Source organism: Collinsella aerofaciens, from assembly GCF_902501475.1.
Classification (GTDB): Bacteria; Actinomycetota; Coriobacteriia; order Coriobacteriales; family Coriobacteriaceae; genus Collinsella; species Collinsella aerofaciens_AL.
The window spans coordinates 81041-97596 of sequence record NZ_CABWIF010000057.1 but is presented as its reverse complement, the minus strand read 5'-3'; the positions used below and the strand labels follow the sequence as shown (position 1 = coordinate 97596).

The window sequence follows — 16556 nt, the reverse complement described above, 5'->3', positions numbered from 1 at the left end:
GAGCCGAAGGCGTCGATGACATGCCGGGGGCGGACCGGGACGGGTTAACGGCAGGCCCCGCCGACCGATTGCAAGCGGTCGGCGGGGCCATTGTGGCTCTTGACAGCGGATTGGGTCATATGAGCGAGAGCCCGCCAGAGCGAGCAAGGTGACGTGAAAGAGGAGGGCATAGGCCTTTTGGCCATGCCCGACGATTGAACGTCAGATTGCCGCTCTGGCGGGCTCGCAGCGTCGAGGGGTTCCGGCGTTTGGAAAACGCCGGAACAATCAGTGTTCGATCCAGCAGCGCAGGGTCTCGCCTGCCTGCAGGTGACGCAGATTCTCCGCGGCAATGTCGACCACATTGTTGAGCGTGGCTGCCAGGTGGAACCAGCCGGAGACGTGTGGCGTGATGAGCATGTTGGGCGCATCCCACAGTGGACTTGTCTCAGGCAACGGTTCGGGGTCGGTGACGTCGACCGCGGCGCCGGCGAGATGTCCCGACTCCAGGGCGGCAACCAAGTCGTCGGCGACCACAAGGTCGCCGCGGCCGCCGTTGGCAAAGAAGGCGCCCGGCTTCATCGCGGCGAAGAACTTGGCATTCGCCAGACCGCGGGTCTCGGGCGTGCTCGGCATAAAGGATGCGACGACATCGGCCTCGGCCAGGCGCTCAGACAGGGCATCCATGCCGTCCATGTCCTCAAATACAATGGGGTAGACGAGCGGATGGCGCTTGATGCCGCGGACGTGCGCGCCCATGCTGCGGCAGAGCGTGGCGAAGTGGCCGCCGATATCGCCCGCGCCCAGCACCAGCACGTTGGCGTTTTTGAGCGAGGTGACCGGGCCCAAATCCTCCCAGCGATGCTCGCGCTGCAAGTCGTGATAGCCGGGCAGGCGCTTCATCATAGACAGCACCATGGCAAACATGTGCTCGCTTACGGCCTGGCCGTAGGCGCCCACCGAGCAAGACAATTTGGCGTCGGCCGGCACAGTGCCGGCGGCAAGGTAGTCGTCATAGCCGGCGGTCTGCAATTGCAACAGCTGGAGATGGTCGCATGCCGTGAGCATGCCAGGGTCGATGTTGCCCAGGATCACGTCGGCATCGGCGACCTGCTTGCGCGTGGCGGCGTCGGCGCTCGTGTAGATAAAGTCCTCGCCTGGAGCGCTCGACTCGAGGATCGCATGATGGCGGTCATTGACGGGCAACAAAACCAGGATGTTCACAAGCAGTCCTCTCCGCTCGACCTGCCAAAAAGGGACAGGTTTATTTTGGCAGGTTTTATCAGGCAAAACGCTATAAAAATGCCGAGCTTCGCGATGGTTAACATATCTATCGCGAAGCCCGGCGCATCCACGGCTACCAGCTCAGCAGCTCGTAACCGTCCTCGGTCACCACGAGCTGCACCTCGCACTGAGCCGAATCGCTACCGTCCTTGGTGCGCACGCACCAGCCGTCGCCCTTGCTAATCTTGATGTCGGGCGCTCCGGCGTTGACCATGGGCTCGATGGTAAAGACCATGCCCGGAGCCATGATGGTGTCCACATCGGGCGCCTCGGTGGTAAAGCCCACAAATGGGTCCTCGTGGAACTCTTTGCCAATGCCGTGCCCGCCGTACTCGCGCACCACGCTAAAGCCGGCGTCCTCGACCGTCTTTTGCACGGCCTCGGCCATCACGGACAGCGGCAGCCACGGCTTGACGGCGGCCAGACCCGCCTCCACGCTGGCACGGGTGACCTCGACCAGGTGCTGGCGCTCGGCAGAGACCTCGCCGATGCAGAACATGCGGCTCGAGTCGCTAAAGTAGCCGTCAAGAATCGTGGAGCAGTCGACGTTGATGATGTCGCCCTCGTGCAGCACGTCCGTGTCGCAGGGGATACCGTGGCAGACCACATCGTTGATCGAGGTGCACACACTCTTGGGATAGCCCTCGTAGTTGAGGTCGGCCGGCGTGCCACCGTGCTCGACGGTGTAGTCGTAGATCATCTGGTCGATCTGGTTGGTGGTCATGCCCGCGGAGATATGCTCGCCCACATAATCGAGCACGCCCACGTTGATGGCTGCCGAGCGCTTGATGCCCTCGATATCGGCGGGCGTCTTGTAGAGCGTGCGGGGCAGAACCTCCCAGCCCTCTTCCCACAAGCGCTCGAGGCGCTCGTCGAAGGCGCTATGGCATTTCTTATATTTTTTGCCGCTGCCGCACCAGCAAGCGTCGTTGCGACCGGGCACGGGTCCGTTGTCAAACATGGCTAACTTCCTTTCATCCGCAGCTAGTATAGCCCACCCACGCGTCCATTAAAGTTGCGGTGATATAGTTCCGATTTAAGCGGTTTAACAGCATAAATAGGAACTATATCACCGCAACTGATGGAGCGGGATGGCTGACACTGGCTGCTGCGTGGTTTTGCTAGTAGCTCACTTGGCAGGGAATGCCGAGGGCGCGCACACGTGCAGCGATCGTGTCGAGCGCCTCGGGCGCTGCTTTGGCAAGGCCGGCGACCGGTGTCTCGCGCGCTACCGTGTAGATGGTTGCTTCTTGTGGGCGAATGCGCTCGAGCGCCACGAGCCAGGGGGCAACGTACTCCTCGCCGGTGTTGTCGATGGGCTTGCCCTGATACTCACCGGTCAAAAAGATCGTCTGGATAATGACATGACCGTTAAAGCTCGCGAACGTCTCGATCTGGTGCTCGACGTCGTAGGGGCCAACGGGCTGGTCGAGCAGCTGGATAAACGCCGGGTCGACGGTATCGAGCTTGAGGATGTTGTCGTCGACCATCATGAGCGCGTCGTGCACCTGGGGGCGGTCGGCGCGCGTACCGTTGGAGAGCACGGCGATCTTGGAGTTTGGGGCAAGCTCGTCGCGCAACGCGACGGCGCCGGCGATGGCCTGCGGAAACTCCGGTGCGGCAGTGGGCTCGCCGTTGCCTGCGAAGGTGATCACATCGGGGAGCTCGCCCTCGGCTGCCATCTCGCGCAGCTTTACCTCGAGCGCGTCGAGTACCACGGCAGCTGTGTTGTACGGCTCATGACAGGGGCGCTCGGCGTTGAGGCCGTTTTCGCAGTAAATGCAGTCGAACGTGCAGATTTTGCCGCTGGCCGGCATCATGTTGACGCCGAGCGAGAGACCAAGGCGACGGCTGCGAACGGGCCCAAAGATGGGGCTGGCATTCAAAAACGTAGACATAGGCATATGCTCCTCAAGACAATTGTGCCTAAGCATAGCATCGGCTCCAAAACAAGGTGCGGGCTCTTGCTTTACAAGTTTCGTTTTTTCACGTCGCTCATTATGCTGCGCCATGAAAAGCCTCGGCTCGGGTACAGTTAATTTGTTAACAAGGCATAAGGCAATGCGGGTCCATCCAACCGTACTGACGTGCAACTGGATGGGCGTTGATGATGGGGGCACAACATGGATTTTACGGTCGAGAATGCGGGCACCACGATTGCCTGTCGCGAATATGCCGGCCCGGATGTGTTGCCTGATACTCCTGCCTTGGTGTGCGTGCACGGCGCTTGTGTCGACGGCACATTTTTCGATGGCATCGCTTGTGAGCTCAGTCGCAACTACCGCGTAATTGCCTACGACCGCCGCGGCTGCGGCGGCAGCAGCGAAGCGGCAGACGGCAGCTATGATCTTTCCACTCAGGCCGCCGATCTGCAGGCCGTGATCGAACACGTTGGCGCTCCGACAAATGTGCTTGCGCACAGCGCCGGTACGTTGGTGGCGCTGGAGCTTCTTCGCACCGAACCCCATCTCATCGCCCGTGCGATTCTGCATGAGCCGGCTGTGTCGGCCGAAGGCGTCGGCATGGGCGCAGCTCCGGTTTTGCTCGATATGATTGCGGCTGGAAAGGTTTCAAGGGCGCTCCGGCTTTTCTTGGGAGCCCTCGGCGACTTGGATCCCGAGGCTCCTGGGACGACCGAAGCGGAAGCCAAACATGCCCTGCGCAATGGTCGTTGCTTCATGGCCAATGAATACGGAACAAATATGACTTACGTTCCCAATTGGGATAGTGTCCGCGCATCGAAGTCCGTTGCTGCTGTGCTTCTCGGCGAGCTCTCGGTCGGTACGCCCCGCGAGGCTGGCACGCGAGCGGCTGCCGAATATCTCGATTGCCCCCTCGTGACGATCCCGGGCGCGCATAACGGTCTGCGCGATCGCCCCGTTACGGCGGCAAACGCCGTTCGCGATGTCTTGGAGCGTTAGCGCGCTCGATGACCTGCGGGGAGAGGGGCTGTTAGCGTTTCGTCATTGTTAACGAATGCGCCCATAACCGCGCACCCGCGGCTCCATTACCGCCGCTTGCCAGGTCATAAAAATGTAACGATAATCGCGCGTTTGCCTTCAGCTGTTAGATGTTACCCTTGTACCAATTGATATGCACCGTTGCCGTGCGTAACGATAGAAGGGGCCCATATGCTCAATAATCACGAGGTCAATCTAACCGACGAGGAGGCTGCCGCTGAGGTCGCCCGCGTCGCGAAGACCTACCCCGTGGTGCGTTTGCTGTCGGCCGATCAGATTAAGAGCGAGCCTAACTGCCTGCTCGCCGGCGATCGCTGCCCTTGTCTGCGTCAGTCGAGTCTTGAGGCTTTGGCAGACTCCGATGAGGTGTCGGAGCAACTGCTCAACGATGGTGTTGAGTACCGCGCTCGCCTACGCCCTCTAAAGGTCGAGGGCGAGCCTCACGTCCTGCTGATGGTGCGTCCGATCGATGAGCAAGAGGCTGCAGAAGAGGACCTCGTCTACACCGACGTGCTGACGAGTGTGCGCAATCGCCGATATTACGAGGAAAAGCTCCGTAGCGCCCGCATGAATGCCGGCGTTGCGGTGATCGACCTTGATGATTTTAGGGTCTTCAACGATACGTGTGGCCGTCATGCCGGCGACCTTGCGCTCGGTGCCGTGGCGACGGCCATACGCAGCGGAATTCGTTCGACTGACGAGCTTGTACGCTATGGCTGCGACAAATTTGTGGTCGTCATGCCCAATATTCCCTCCGATGACTTCACCCGTCGCCTGCATCAGGTGTCCGATGCCGTTCATGCCACGATTGTTCCGGGCCATGAGTACGTGAGCTTGACGGCATGTGTTGGTGGCGTTCGCATTCATGGCGAGACGGTCGATGAGGGCGTTGGCCGCGCTGTCCAGTTATTGAGCCGCGCTAAGGCAAAAGCCGGTACGGTCGTGACCGATGCCGATTCCATCGAAGCCTTCCAAAGCGAAAAGCCTTTGGTGCTTATTGTCGATGACTCCGAGATGAACCGAGCCATTCTCAACGAGATGCTCAAGGACGAGTATTGCATCCTCGAGGCCGACAACGGTCGTACGGCGCTCGACATGGTCGACCGCTATGGCGATGAGTTGTCGCTCGTGCTGCTGGATATTGTCATGCCGGGCATAAGCGGCTTTGAGGTGTTGGGCGATCTGTCTCGCCGATCGGGTATCGACAATCTGCCTTTCATCATGATTTCGAGCGAAGACTCCGATGATATGGTTCTGCGCGCGTACGAGCTGGGCGCCTCGGACTATATCAACCGCCCGTTTGACTCCCGTGTCGTGCGCCGCCGTGTAAGCAACACCATCCGCCTATACGCCAAACAGCGCCGCCTTACGAGCCTGCTGTCCCAGCAGTACAACGAGCGCGTCAAGAACAGTCGCATGCTCATCGACATCATGGCCGGCGTCATGGAGCTTCGCAACGGCGAGAGCGGCAGACACGTTACGAACATCGAGAAGCTGACCGAGCTGCTGCTTGACTGCCTGGTCCAGCGTAGCGACACGATCTCCCTCGACAATGAGGAGCGCTCCACGATTGCCCTGGCTTCGGCGCTGCACGATATCGGCAAGATGTCGATTGACGATGCGATTCTCAACAAACCCGGGCGCCTTACGCCCGAGGAGTTCGAGATTATGAAGACGCATACCACGATCGGCGCCGACATGTTGCTTGAGCTGGGTCGCCATCACGTCGGCAATGCGCTTATGGAATATGCGTACCAGATTGCGCGTTGGCATCACGAGCGCTGGGACGGCAAGGGTTATCCCGATGGCCTTAAGGGCAACCAGATTCCCATCGCCGCACAGGTGGTTTCGGTAGCTGACGTGTACGATGCGCTGACGAGCGTGCGTGTGTACAAGGACGCTATCCCGCACAAGGAGGCTATCCAGATGATTCTGGACGGTAAGTGCGGCACCTTTAACCCGCTGTTGCTCGACTGTCTGCTCGAGGTGCAAGACCGTATCGCCGAGACGTTGGCGCGCCCCGCCGACGTCGTCGCGTTTCCCACGATTTAGTTTGACCAAAGGAGTTTTAATCCATGATTTCCATGCGTGAGGCGTATGAGAAGATCGGCGCCAATTATGATGACGCGTGCGCTCGGCTGATGGGCGGGGAAATGCTTGCCCGCTTTGCCCTCAAATTTTTGGATGACGAGAGCATGGACAAGCTGGAGGCCGCCATGGCGGCGGGAGACGCCGAAGGTGCTTTTATGGCAGCGCACACGCTCAAGGGCGTGAGCCAGAACCTGGGATTCGATAATCTGTACGAGCCGGCGGTTGTGGTGACCGAGGCGCTGCGCGGCGCCGATGCCGTTGACGGCGCTCGCGAGGGAATGCATGCGTTGCAGCAGCAATATGCGGCTACGATGTCGGCCCTGCGCGAGGCGGCTGAATAAGAGCTTACGAGCCTTGGGCTGCTTGCCGGCCACATATAGGTAAAAGGGCGCCCCGCCGGACCATGTGGCCGGCGGGGCGCCCTTATCTGTTTTGTGGTTCGCGTGCTAGCGGGCCTGCTTGACCTTGGCTGCTGCCTCGACAAACGACTTCCACAGGTTAAAGTCGGTCTCGAGCGTCTGCCAGGTGTACTCGGGATGCCATTGCACGCCCAGGCAGAAGGGTTGACCTTCGACTTCGATGCACTCGGGAACGCCGTCGGTTGCCTTGGCGACCAAGCGCGTGCTCTTGCCCAGGCGATCGACGCAGCAGTGGTGCGCCGAGTTGGTCTGGATCAACCTGTGCCCGCCAACCGCGCGGTCGAGCAGCGAGCCCGGCACGACCTCGACGGGATGCACGGGGTCGTTGAGCATGTGGGTATGGCGCCACTGCGTGCGGCCCTCGCGAGCGCCCAGGCTCGGCACGTCCATGCACAGGGTGCCGCCGGTAGCGACGTTGAGCAGCTGCGTGCCGCGGCACGTGGTAAAGAGCGGCTTTTTGGCGCGAAGCACCTCGCCGACCAGCTTAAACTCAAAGCTATCGCGGATCTCGCAGCAGAGGGTGGGGTCGTAGGGTCGATCATCGCCCCAACGTTTGGGATTGACATCGGGGCCGCCGGGAATGGCGATGCCGTCGGCGATATCGACGTAATGGCGGATGACCTCAATGTCCTCGGTGATGGACATCTGCAGCGGCAGGCCGCCAGCGGCAAGGATGGCATCGACAAAGACACTTGCGATTTCCTCGTTGGGGGAGAGCATCTCGGTTAAAAACGGCTCTGCCTCTTCCCAGCGCGGCGCGACGAGGATGAGCGGACGGTCGGCGGGGGCGACGTCGACATGCGGGGGTGTAGGACGATGAAGTGCGAGTTCCGATCATAGGTGTAACTTTCGAGTTTGGATGGGCATGGCTGGCGGGTGGGCGGTCTGGTTAGTGGCCCTTGATGGAGTTGAGGAAGTCCTGGGCGCGCTTGGTCTGGGGATGGTCGAAGAACTCGTCGGGTATGCCGGTTTCCACGATCTGGCCGTCGGCCATAAACACGACGCGATCGGCAACGCGGCGGGCGAAGTTCATCTCGTGCGTGATGACGATCATCGTCATGCCCTGCTGGGCCAGACGGACCATGACCTCGAGCACCTCGTTGATCATTTCGGGATCGAGGGCGCTCGTGGGCTCGTCAAAGAGCATGGCCTTGGGTTGCATGGCAAGCGAGCGGGCGATGGCCACGCGCTGCTGCTGGCCGCCCGAGAGCTGTGCGGGCACCTTATCGGCCTGCTCGGCCACGCCCACGCGGCTCAGCAGGTCCATGGCGCGCTCACGAGCTTCTTCCTTGGACACGCCCAGCACGTCGACCGGCCCCAGCATGACGTTCTGCAGTACGGTCATATGTGCAAACAGGTTGAACTGTTGGAACACCATGCCCAGCTCGGCACGCATGCGGGCAAGATCCTTGCCTTCTTGCGGCAGGGGCTCGCCCTCGATGAGAATCTCGCCCGAGTCGATGGTTTCCAGGCGGTTGATGGTGCGGCACATGGTCGACTTGCCCGAGCCCGAGGGACCGATCACAACGACGACCTCGCCGCGGTCGACCGAGAGATTGATGTCGTTGAGGACGTGCAGATCGCCATAGTGCTTATCGACGTGCTTGAGCTCGATTAACGGCTGATTGCCGGTGGAAGAGGTACTCTGTGCCATGGTGCTCGGCTCCTTATGACTCGAAATGGTAAAGCGTTAGCGGATGATGGTCGCGCCGGTCTTGTGCGAAACGTAGACAGCGGCCTTGTTAATTGCGACGTTGATGAGGATGTAGATGACCGCGATTACCAGGTAGACCGACACGAGGGCGTCGTAGTTGGTAATGAGCACGCGGGCATTTTGCATGAGGTCGGGGTAGCTCACCACGTAGGCGACGGTGGTGTCTTTGACTACGACCACAAGCTGCGAAATCAACGACGGAATGATAAACCGAATAGCCTGCGGCAACACGATTTTAAAGGTGATTTTGGCCTTGGAGAGACCGAGCGCCTGGGCCGCCTCGACCTGGCCGCGCGGCACGGCGTTGACGCCGGCGCGGAAGATCTCGGCGAGTACGCCGGCTGCGGCGAGCGCGACGGGAAGCGTGAGCATCCAAAACGACGGTAGCGCGATCTTGTACTGGGGCAGCACCAAAAAGAAGAAGTAGATGAACAGCAGGCTCGGCACGCCGCGGAAGAAATCGGTGAGCACGCGGCAGACCAGCTGCAGCGGCTTGATGTCGCTGGTGCGGCCGAGCATAAGGCCTAAGCCCAGTACCAGCGCGATGGCGCCGGCGGTGAGTGCGACTTTAACGGTGCCCTCAAAGCCGGCAAGTAAGAACTTCCAGGTGGTGAGGTGCGTAAAGAAATACCAATAGTGGACCGAAAGCTGACCGGTCACATAAAAGCGCTGCAACACGAGGACGATGAGCGCGGCGACGGCAACGAGTGAGATGGCGGTGCCGATGCGAATCTTGGCGCGCATCTTGGGGCCGGGAGCCTCGTAGAGCGCATCGCGCATGGTAAGCGCAGGGGAGGAGTGCTTGCTCATCGAAGGATCCTCACCTTCTTATCGATGTAGTTGCCAATGTGGCTCACCACAAAGGCCGTGCCCAGGTAGCCGAGCGCCGAGATAAAGAACGCGGCGACGCCGCCGAGCGAGCGCGTGTTGATGTAGCTCACCACGCCGGTGAGCTCTTGCGGCTTAAGCGGCACCTGGCTGCCGAGCGCGGTGGTGAGCATGACGGCGATAAAGAGGTTGGTCATGGGCAGCACGCTCGAGCGCAGTGCCTGCGGAATCACGATCTTGGCGAGGATACGATTGAAGCTCATGCCGAGTGAACGTGCGGCTTCCACCTGGCCGACGCCGACGGTGTTGATGCCGCTCATAAAGTTCTCGGAGCCAAAGGCCGAGCCCAAAAGGACCGTGGCGACGATAACGCAGGTGCGGTAGGGCAGAACGACCTTGAGCGGCGGCAGCGCATAGACGACGATGATGAGCAGCGCGATGCCGGGGATGTTACGGAAGACCTGGACATACAGGTCGCCAAAGACGCGCAGCGGCTTGAGCGGCGACACGCGCATCACGGTGACGGCGACGGCCAGCACCATGGCGATGGCAAACGACTCAAGCGTCATACCCCAGGTTGCTAGCAGTGCGTCGATATAGTTCTGGCCATAGAGCGACCAGAGTTCGGAGAGACTCATGCGGACCTCCCGCCGATAAGGAAAGGGGCTCCCGTGTGTACGGAAGCCCCGACAACTCTGTGAGGAAACAGTTTACCGCAATAAAGCGCATCGTGCGTTTCCATATGGTTTCGTTGCGGCCGTTACCAGGCTCGTTGCCTAGGCGCCGATCTCGGGCAGCTCGGGAACATTGGTGTCGCCCGTGCGGTCGCCGATGCAGATCTGCCACAGCTCGGTCCAGGTGCCGTCGTCCTCGATCTTCTTAAGGAAGTCATTGACAAAGGCGACGCCGTCGGAATCGAGCGGCAGACCGATGCCGTAGGGCTCCTTGCTGCCGAAGGGCTTGCCGGCGATCTTGTACTTGCCGGGCTCGCGGACCAGGGCGCTCTGCTGCATGTTGTTATCGATGACGTAGGCGTCAACACGACCCTGTTGGAGTGCCTGGCGGGCCTCCTCGTCGGTCTTGAACTCCTGCTGGCTGGCCTTGGGAGCGAGCTCCTCCAGGATGGCGGGGCCGTTGGAGCCGGACTGGACGGCGACGCTCTTGTCGGCCAGGTCGTCGACGCTCTTGATGTCGTCGTTATCGGCGAGCACCAGGATAGCCTGCTGGGTGTAGTAGTAGGGACCGGCAAAGGAGACGAGCTTCTTGCGCTCGTCAGTGATGGTGTAGGTGGCAAAGACGGCGTCGACCTGGCCGTTCTGCAGGACAGACTCGCGCGTGTCCGAGGTCACCTGGGTGATCTCGACCTTGTTCTCGCCCAGAATGTAGTTGGACAGGAGCTGTGCGATACCGGCATCGAAGCCGCGGGTCTGACCGTCTTTCTCGTTGAGGAGGGAGAAGAGCGTGGAGGTCTGAACGCCACCGATCTTAAAGACGCCGGCGTCCTTGACGGCCGTGGCCCAGGCGCTGGCGGCGATGGCGTCGTCATCGGCCTTGGGGCCGTTGTCGACGAGCTTGTCGAATGCCTTAGCGTCGAGCGTGGTGGAAGCCTCGGTATCATTGGAGCTCTTGGAGGAGCCGGCGGCGGAACCCTTGTCGGCCTCGGCGCTGGTGTCGGAGCAGCCGGCAAGACCAAGGCCGGCGACGGTTGCGAAGGTGGCGGCAACGAAGCCGCGGCGGTCGAGAACGACCTGCTGGGAGAGGTTCTTGCTCATAGTAGAACACCTTTCTCAATAAAATCCCTAGCGGTTGAGTAGAGTTATACCCTATCCCGCTCAAATAGGTCAACACGAAATAACTCAGAAACATACTTGCCTTATGGGTAATTCTACCTACCAAAAAGGGACAGGCGCCTTTGTGGTGGTTCTTGCAGATGTGGTGGCCTGTCTCGCTGCTTTGTCTCAATCTGTAACATCTGCAGCCATTTTTGCCGAGTAACTGTTACAGATCGAGATTTTCTCTTCAGGGGAATTCGAATGTCTCAATCTGTAACATCTGGACGGTCAAAAGGTCCCTATCTGTTACAGATTGAGACAAAGGTCTGGGACTACGACGTCTTATCTAGATCTGTAACAGTTAGACGGAAATTCGGGCCCTAGATGTTACAGATTGAGATAATCGCGTCGCGCAAACAAAAACCTCCGCAGGGGCGCTTCCCTTGCGGAGGTTTTCTTACTCGTTGAGTAGCCTTGCGGCTTCGGCGGCCATGTTCTCGACCGCCATGCCGTTCTGAGCGAGCAGCTCGTTGGGGTCGTAGCGGTCGGGGAAGCCCTTGGCGATGCCGAAGGTGCGCGTGCGCAGCGGCGTGCAGGCCAGATAACATGCCACACGCTCGCCCCAGCCGCCGTCCAAGATGCCGTCCTCGAGGGTGACGACAACGCGATGCTCGGCGGCAAGGCTGTCGAGGAACTCGCGGTCGAGCTCGGTTGCAAAGCGCGGGTTGACGAGCGTGGCCTCGATGCCGTACTCGGCGGCCAAGCGGTTTGCCACGCGCTCGCCCAGCTCAAAGAAATCGCCGAGTGCGAGCACGGCAACGTCGCGGCCCTGACGCACCACGTTGTAGCGAACGGCACTGTAGTCGGTGTCTTCGGCGGGTGCCAGATCGGGACGGCTCACCAGGCCGATGCCCGGTACGCGGATCGCCACGGGATGCTCGCGGTGGTCGAGCGACCAGCTCAGCATGGACAGATATTCCTCCATGCAGACCGGCGCCAAGTAGTGCATGTTGGGAAGAGCGCCCAGCATGGAAATATCGAAGAACGAGAGATGCGTCTCGGATGTGGTGCCAAAGATTGACGCACCAAACACCAGGATGGTTGCGGGGGCGTCGTTGAGGCACAGGTCGTGCCACAGCTCGTCGTAGGCGCGCTGCAAAAACGTGCCGTACACACCAAAGACTGGCTTGGCGCCCGAGCGCGCAAGCGCGGTGGCAAAGGTCACGGCGTGCTCCTCGGCAATGCCCACATCGACGAACTGTTTGCCGGCGGCAGCGCGAAGCTCGGGTGTAAAGCCCATGATGTAGGGCGTGGCGGCCGTGATGCCCACGACCTGCGGATCGCGCTCGATGGCGGCGCTGAGCGCCTCGCCCGTAATGTCGGCATAGGTGCGCGGCGCAGGCTCGCTCGGATGGCCCGGGCAGAGCTTGCGGCCAGTCGCCATATCAAACGGACCCACGTGGTGCCAGCGCTCGGGGTCGCTCTGGGCCGGCTCAAAGCCCTTGCCCTTGGCGGTGGAGACGTGCAGCACGATGGGATGATCGATATTGCGCAGTTCCTGCAGCGCGTCGACGAGGGCCAACACATCGTTACCGGCGTCCAGATAGCGGTAGTCGAGCCCCATCGCGCGGAAAACGTTGCGCTCACAGGTGCCGTTGCTGGCGCGCAGCTCGGCCAGATTGCGATACAGGCCGCCATGGTTCTCGGCAATGGACTGGTCGTTATCGTTGACGATGATGATCAGGTTGCTATCGAGTTCGGCGGCATTGTTAAAGCCCTCAAACGCCAGACCGCCCGAAAGCGAGCCGTCGCCAATGATGGTGATGACGTTGTACGCATCGCCCGCCAGGTCGCGAGCGTGCGCTAGGCCGCAGCCCAGGCTCACCGAGGTCGAGGTGTGACCCATGGCGAACAGGTCATGCTCGGACTCGTCGGGATTGGCAAAGCCAGAGGCCTCGCCAAAGCGCTTCGGATCGATATAAGTGTACGCGCGCCCCGTCAGCGCCTTGTGGGCGTAGGTCTGGTGCGACACGTCAAAGACAATTTTGTCGATGGGGGAGTTAAACACGCGATGAAGCGCAACCGTAAGCTCAACGACGCCCAGGTTGGGGGCAACGTGCCCGCCGACGGCGGCGGAGCTTTCGAGGATGGCGTGGCGAATCTCGTCGCAGAGCTGCGGGAGCTCGGCACGATTAAGGGCCTTGACGTCCTCGGGCGTTGTCGTTTGCGTAAGCAGCATCGTTGTGGGTTACTCCATGCGAATCGAGCGTCGGCGCTCCCTCGGCCGACACAATTGCACAAGACAGTCTCGCACATTTTGGCGTTTGATATGTGACGGCGGCGCGGTGATTCGCCAACTGGTGGGGCAAAACGTTTTGTCCGATGCCATACTGATGTGTTCCATGATGTTTTTATCGATTGTGCACAGGCCGTGGCTTGTCGCCATGAGCCGCTGGAAGGAGGCAGCATGTCCGATGCCGTTCGTGCCGAGAAAATCGCGCACGAGGTCGACTATGCCGCCCGCCAGCTGGCCCAGGCGGGCCGCTTGGACCTGACGCGCGAGTTTATCCAGCATGGCGACGTGACGGTCTATGCACATGTGACTTCGGTAGCGCGGGCGAGCCTGTCCTTTGCCGAGCGCTTGGGCCGTGCTGGCATTTCGGTCGACCGTGCTTCGTTGCTGCGCGGGGCCTTGCTGCACGACTACTTTCTCTATGATTGGCACGACCCCGACCCGAGCCATCGACTGCACGGATTTCGACATCCATTTTTTGCCCTGGCGCGTGCCGAAGAAGATTTTGAGCTGACGCCGCGCGAGCGGAATATTATCGTGCGGCATATGTTTCCGCTGGTGCCGGTGCCGCCGACGTGTCGCGAGGCGTGGATTGTTTGTCTGGCGGATAAATGGTGTGCTCTGCGTGAGACGGTCGCCGGCCGCCTGCCGCGCAAGGACGAGACGGACGATAGCGTGAGTAAAGCATCGAGTGAAAAGAGGAGAGGGTAGACGGTGGGGACCGCGATCGACATGTCCTTTGACGGCGCGACGCTTGCCGCCTGCCCGCTTTCGGCACTGGTGCTCTCGTTTGCCTTCTACGGTTTTTGCGGCTGGGCATGGGAATCGACAGTATGCGCCATGCTCAATCACGGACGATTTGCCAACAGTGGCTTTTTGCTGGGGCCGTGTTGTCCTATCTATGGTGTGGGCGGCATTGCCTGCTGGCTGCTGTTGCGCGGGATTCCGGATGCCTCGAGCCAGTTTGTCGCTGCAGCGCTCGTATGCAGCGTGATTGAGTACAGCGTGGGCGTGCTGTTGGAAAAAACAACGGGCGCTCGCTTTTGGGATTACTCGCACCTGCCGTTTAACTTGCACGGACGCATCTGTCTGTACTGGGCCTGCGCGTTTGGCTTGGGTTCGTTGTGTATTTGCCGTTTAGTGGAGCCGGCATTGCTGGGGCTGCTTGGCCATCTGCCGGTGCTGATTGTGCGGTTGTCCGCCTTTATCGTCGCGGTCGCGATGATGGTCGACGCGGTGTGCTCGTTGGCGAGCTGGCGGCGTCTGTCTGATCAGCTGGAGCGTGTGCGTGCCGACCTTGCCGACCGCATCAATGAGTCGCTTGCCGATGCGTCTGACTCCATGCTCGAGCGCATTCCCGAATCGACGATTGACTCGGTGACACAGACGCACATCCGTAGCCGTGCCGTTAACGCGTGGCTGGCCGAGCTGGGTGACGCCGCGCTCGATGCCCTGCGCGAGAAGGCTTCAATGCCGACGTTTATCGCGGATGGTGCTCGCGGCCTGGCGCTTGCCGCCCGCCGCGTGGCCGATGCCGCGCCGAGCATGCCGCGTCCGTCGCTCAGTCGTCGCCTTGCCGGCAAGCGCATAAGCCGTCCGGTGCCGAGCGTGTCACTCAGCCGCCGCGACCTGCGCTTCTTCAATGCCTTCCCGCGCTTGCGTATCAACCGCTACGAGGGCGTCATCCGAGCTACCGACCTTCGTGACCGAGCCCGCGAGCTGTTCCGCCACTAGCCGGGACGGGCGCGCTCACGGCTTCCTTGCTCGCGTATTTCCCGTTCGTTTCGCGTCCGTTGCCGCGCCGTTTCCAAGATTGCGGCACCGTTTCCATTCGACAACGCAGCGTTTAACAACGCCGTATCTGGTCTACACCAGTTGCCCCTCGGCCGCATTATGGGCGCCGACAACGTTCATGCGATCAAGGGGGAGCGAATGTACGATACGGGATCGACAACGTTTATGCTCATCTGCACCATGCTCGTGTTTTTAATGACACCGGGTCTGGCGTTTTTCTATGGCGGCCTGTCCAGGCGCAAAAATGTCATCAACACCATGCTTATGTGCTTTGGCGCCATTGGCCTGGTTGGTGTGCTGTGGATTGTTGCCGGCTGGTCGCTGGCCTACGGCGGCGACGGTTCCAGCCCGTTTATTGGAGGCCTTGACCAGCTGCTGTGCCTGCCGGTACTCAACCAGGTGCTGCAGGCGGCCGAGGGCAATGCCGCGGACGGTGCCGCCTACCCTCAGATCATCAACATCGCCTTCCAGATGGCGTTTGCCATGATCACGGCTGCTATCGTCACGGGCAGCCTGGCCGGCCGCGTTAAGTTCGGTGCCATGACGGCCTTCCTGGGCATTTGGCTGCTTGTGGTCTATGCGCCGCTCGCCCACATGGTTTGGGGCGGCGATGGCTCCTTTATCGGCGACATCATCGGCGCACTCGACTTTGCTGGCGGCGACGTGGTACACATTTCGTCCGGTCTTACCGGCCTGGTCCTCTGCTTAATGCTCGGCCGTCGTCGCGGCTTTGGCATGGTGAGCTATCGTCCGCATAACGTGCCGTTTGTGGCGCTGGGCGCCGGGCTGCTTTGGTTTGGCTGGTTTGGCTTTAACGGCGGCAGCGAGTTTAAGGCCGACGCCGTGGCGGCACTCGCCATCCTCAACACCGTGACGGCTAGCGCAGCGGGCATGGTCTCGTGGCTTGCCGTCGAGCGCGTGCAAACCGGTCGCCCCACGCTGGTGGGCGCCAGCACCGGTCTGGTTGCGGGCCTTGTGGTGGTCACGCCGGGCGCGGGCTTTGTCGAGCCGTGGGCGGCGCTGGTCATGGGCCTGATCGTATCTCCCGTCTGCTACCTGGCCATCAGCCATCTTAAGACCAAATTTGGCTACGACGATGCGCTCGACGCGTTCGGTTGCCACGGTATCGGCGGCATCTTGGGCGGCGTGCTCACAGGCCTGTTCTGCGTGCCGGAGCTCTCGTGGACCGGTAAAGGTGGCCTGTTCTACACGGGTGACGTGTCGCTGCTCATCTCGCAGATCTTGGGCATTGTGGTGACGGTTGCTATTGTGCTGGTGCTCGACTTGGTGATCGCCACGGTGGTCAAGGCGCTGTTCCACGGCAGCCTGCGCGTGGACGAGGCCGACGAGGCGCTGGGCCTGGACGCGAGTCAGCACGGCGAGAGCGCGTATCCTTCGTTTAGTGGTCTGGACTAGCGGTTT

Annotated in this window: 15 protein-coding genes; 6 read left to right on the top strand and 9 right to left on the bottom strand. The window is 60.9% G+C overall.

The window, feature by feature from the left end; translation table 11 throughout:
* Positions 1 to 267: 267 nt before the first annotated feature.
* From GDJ93_RS09180 to GDJ93_RS09170, 3 genes are all read right to left on the bottom strand, one after another.
* A complete protein-coding gene (locus GDJ93_RS09180) occupies positions 268 to 1203 on the bottom strand; it encodes a D-2-hydroxyacid dehydrogenase (RefSeq protein ID WP_152068566.1) in 936 nt (311 codons plus the stop codon).
* A gap of 133 nt (positions 1204 to 1336) precedes the next feature.
* Positions 1337 to 2224: a type I methionyl aminopeptidase gene (map, locus tag GDJ93_RS09175; RefSeq protein ID WP_152068565.1), complete on the bottom strand. Its 888-nt coding sequence runs from the start codon at positions 2222 to 2224 to the stop codon at positions 1337 to 1339.
* A gap of 160 nt (positions 2225 to 2384) precedes the next feature.
* Positions 2385 to 3161: a radical SAM protein gene (locus tag GDJ93_RS09170; protein WP_152068564.1), complete on the bottom strand. Its 777-nt coding sequence runs from the start codon at positions 3159 to 3161 to the stop codon at positions 2385 to 2387.
* 225 nt (positions 3162 to 3386) lie between these two features.
* Between GDJ93_RS09170 and GDJ93_RS09165 the strand changes: the two genes are divergently transcribed.
* The 3 genes from GDJ93_RS09165 to GDJ93_RS09155 all read left to right on the top strand — a co-directional run bounded on the left by GDJ93_RS09165 (position 3387) and on the right by GDJ93_RS09155 (position 6655).
* Positions 3387 to 4184, top strand: a complete 798-nt coding sequence (locus GDJ93_RS09165; RefSeq protein ID WP_152068563.1) for an alpha/beta fold hydrolase — start codon at positions 3387 to 3389, stop codon at positions 4182 to 4184.
* A 210-nt stretch (positions 4185 to 4394) separates the two neighbouring features.
* Positions 4395 to 6275, top strand: a complete 1881-nt coding sequence (locus GDJ93_RS09160; protein ID WP_152068562.1) for a diguanylate cyclase — start codon at positions 4395 to 4397, stop codon at positions 6273 to 6275.
* 23 nt (positions 6276 to 6298) lie between these two features.
* Positions 6299 to 6655 carry an Hpt domain-containing protein gene (locus GDJ93_RS09155; protein WP_089572324.1) on the top strand — a complete coding sequence of 119 codons (357 nt, stop codon included), beginning with the start codon at positions 6299 to 6301 and terminating at the stop codon, positions 6653 to 6655.
* A gap of 105 nt (positions 6656 to 6760) precedes the next feature.
* Here GDJ93_RS09155 and GDJ93_RS09150 read toward each other — a convergent pair whose 3' ends face one another.
* From GDJ93_RS09150 to GDJ93_RS09125, 6 genes are all read right to left on the bottom strand, one after another.
* On the bottom strand, positions 6761 to 7453 hold the full coding sequence (locus GDJ93_RS09150; RefSeq protein WP_152068561.1) for a gamma-glutamyl-gamma-aminobutyrate hydrolase family protein: 693 nt from the start codon (positions 7451 to 7453) through the stop codon (positions 6761 to 6763).
* 169 nt (positions 7454 to 7622) lie between these two features.
* Positions 7623 to 8387 carry an amino acid ABC transporter ATP-binding protein gene (locus GDJ93_RS09145; RefSeq protein WP_152068560.1) on the bottom strand — a complete coding sequence of 255 codons (765 nt, stop codon included), beginning with the start codon at positions 8385 to 8387 and terminating at the stop codon, positions 7623 to 7625.
* Positions 8388 to 8423: 36 nt separating this feature from the next.
* Positions 8424 to 9257 carry an amino acid ABC transporter permease gene (locus GDJ93_RS09140; protein WP_152068559.1) on the bottom strand — a complete coding sequence of 278 codons (834 nt, stop codon included), beginning with the start codon at positions 9255 to 9257 and terminating at the stop codon, positions 8424 to 8426.
* Complete coding sequence (locus tag GDJ93_RS09135; protein ID WP_006234894.1) at positions 9254 to 9913, bottom strand: amino acid ABC transporter permease; 660 nt, start codon at positions 9911 to 9913, stop codon at positions 9254 to 9256. The genes GDJ93_RS09140 and GDJ93_RS09135 overlap by 4 nt, the downstream gene beginning before the upstream one ends.
* 138 nt (positions 9914 to 10051) lie before the next feature.
* The gene (locus GDJ93_RS09130) at positions 10052 to 11047 is read right to left on the bottom strand and encodes a glutamate ABC transporter substrate-binding protein (protein WP_152068558.1); all 996 of its coding nucleotides are present in this window, start codon (positions 11045 to 11047) and stop codon (positions 10052 to 10054) included.
* A 457-nt stretch (positions 11048 to 11504) separates the two neighbouring features.
* Positions 11505 to 13286, bottom strand: coding sequence for a 1-deoxy-D-xylulose-5-phosphate synthase (locus tag GDJ93_RS09125; protein ID WP_152068557.1), 1782 nt, complete (start codon positions 13284 to 13286; stop codon positions 11505 to 11507).
* Between the two features lie 228 nt (positions 13287 to 13514).
* On the opposite strand from GDJ93_RS09125, the gene GDJ93_RS09120 reads away from it, so the two are divergent.
* The 3 genes from GDJ93_RS09120 (at position 13515) to GDJ93_RS09110 (ending at position 16550) form a co-directional block, all read left to right on the top strand.
* Positions 13515 to 14051 carry an HD domain-containing protein gene (locus GDJ93_RS09120; protein WP_152068556.1) on the top strand — a complete coding sequence of 179 codons (537 nt, stop codon included), beginning with the start codon at positions 13515 to 13517 and terminating at the stop codon, positions 14049 to 14051.
* A 3-nt stretch (positions 14052 to 14054) separates the two neighbouring features.
* Positions 14055 to 15074: a putative ABC transporter permease gene (locus GDJ93_RS09115; protein WP_226812574.1), complete on the top strand. Its 1020-nt coding sequence runs from the start codon at positions 14055 to 14057 to the stop codon at positions 15072 to 15074.
* A 198-nt stretch (positions 15075 to 15272) separates the two neighbouring features.
* Positions 15273 to 16550, top strand: coding sequence for an ammonium transporter (locus GDJ93_RS09110; RefSeq protein WP_152068555.1), 1278 nt, complete (start codon positions 15273 to 15275; stop codon positions 16548 to 16550).
* Positions 16551 to 16556 lie beyond the last annotated feature (6 nt).

What these genes read in the sequence shown, in the direction of transcription:
- map (WP_152068565.1), bottom strand. Translation starts at nt 2,224, where the DNA reads ATGTTTGACAACGGACCCGTGCCCGGTCGCAACGACGCTTGCTGGTGC.
- GDJ93_RS09155 (WP_089572324.1), top strand. Translation starts at nt 6,299, where the DNA reads ATGATTTCCATGCGTGAGGCGTATGAGAAGATCGGCGCCAATTATGAT.
- GDJ93_RS09140 (WP_152068559.1), bottom strand. Translation starts at nt 9,257, where the DNA reads ATGAGCAAGCACTCCTCCCCTGCGCTTACCATGCGCGATGCGCTCTAC.
- GDJ93_RS09125 (WP_152068557.1), bottom strand. Translation starts at nt 13,286, where the DNA reads ATGCTGCTTACGCAAACGACAACGCCCGAGGACGTCAAGGCCCTTAAT.
- GDJ93_RS09170 (WP_152068564.1), bottom strand. Translation starts at nt 3,161, where the DNA reads ATGTCTACGTTTTTGAATGCCAGCCCCATCTTTGGGCCCGTTCGCAGC.
- GDJ93_RS09110 (WP_152068555.1), top strand. Translation starts at nt 15,273, where the DNA reads ATGTACGATACGGGATCGACAACGTTTATGCTCATCTGCACCATGCTC.
- GDJ93_RS09130 (WP_152068558.1), bottom strand. Translation starts at nt 11,047, where the DNA reads ATGAGCAAGAACCTCTCCCAGCAGGTCGTTCTCGACCGCCGCGGCTTC.
- GDJ93_RS09135 (WP_006234894.1), bottom strand. Translation starts at nt 9,913, where the DNA reads ATGAGTCTCTCCGAACTCTGGTCGCTCTATGGCCAGAACTATATCGAC.
- GDJ93_RS09150 (WP_152068561.1), bottom strand. Translation starts at nt 7,453, where the DNA reads ATGCTCTCCCCCAACGAGGAAATCGCAAGTGTCTTTGTCGATGCCATC.
- GDJ93_RS09165 (WP_152068563.1), top strand. Translation starts at nt 3,387, where the DNA reads ATGGATTTTACGGTCGAGAATGCGGGCACCACGATTGCCTGTCGCGAA.
- GDJ93_RS09120 (WP_152068556.1), top strand. Translation starts at nt 13,515, where the DNA reads ATGTCCGATGCCGTTCGTGCCGAGAAAATCGCGCACGAGGTCGACTAT.
- GDJ93_RS09160 (WP_152068562.1), top strand. Translation starts at nt 4,395, where the DNA reads ATGCTCAATAATCACGAGGTCAATCTAACCGACGAGGAGGCTGCCGCT.
- GDJ93_RS09145 (WP_152068560.1), bottom strand. Translation starts at nt 8,387, where the DNA reads ATGGCACAGAGTACCTCTTCCACCGGCAATCAGCCGTTAATCGAGCTC.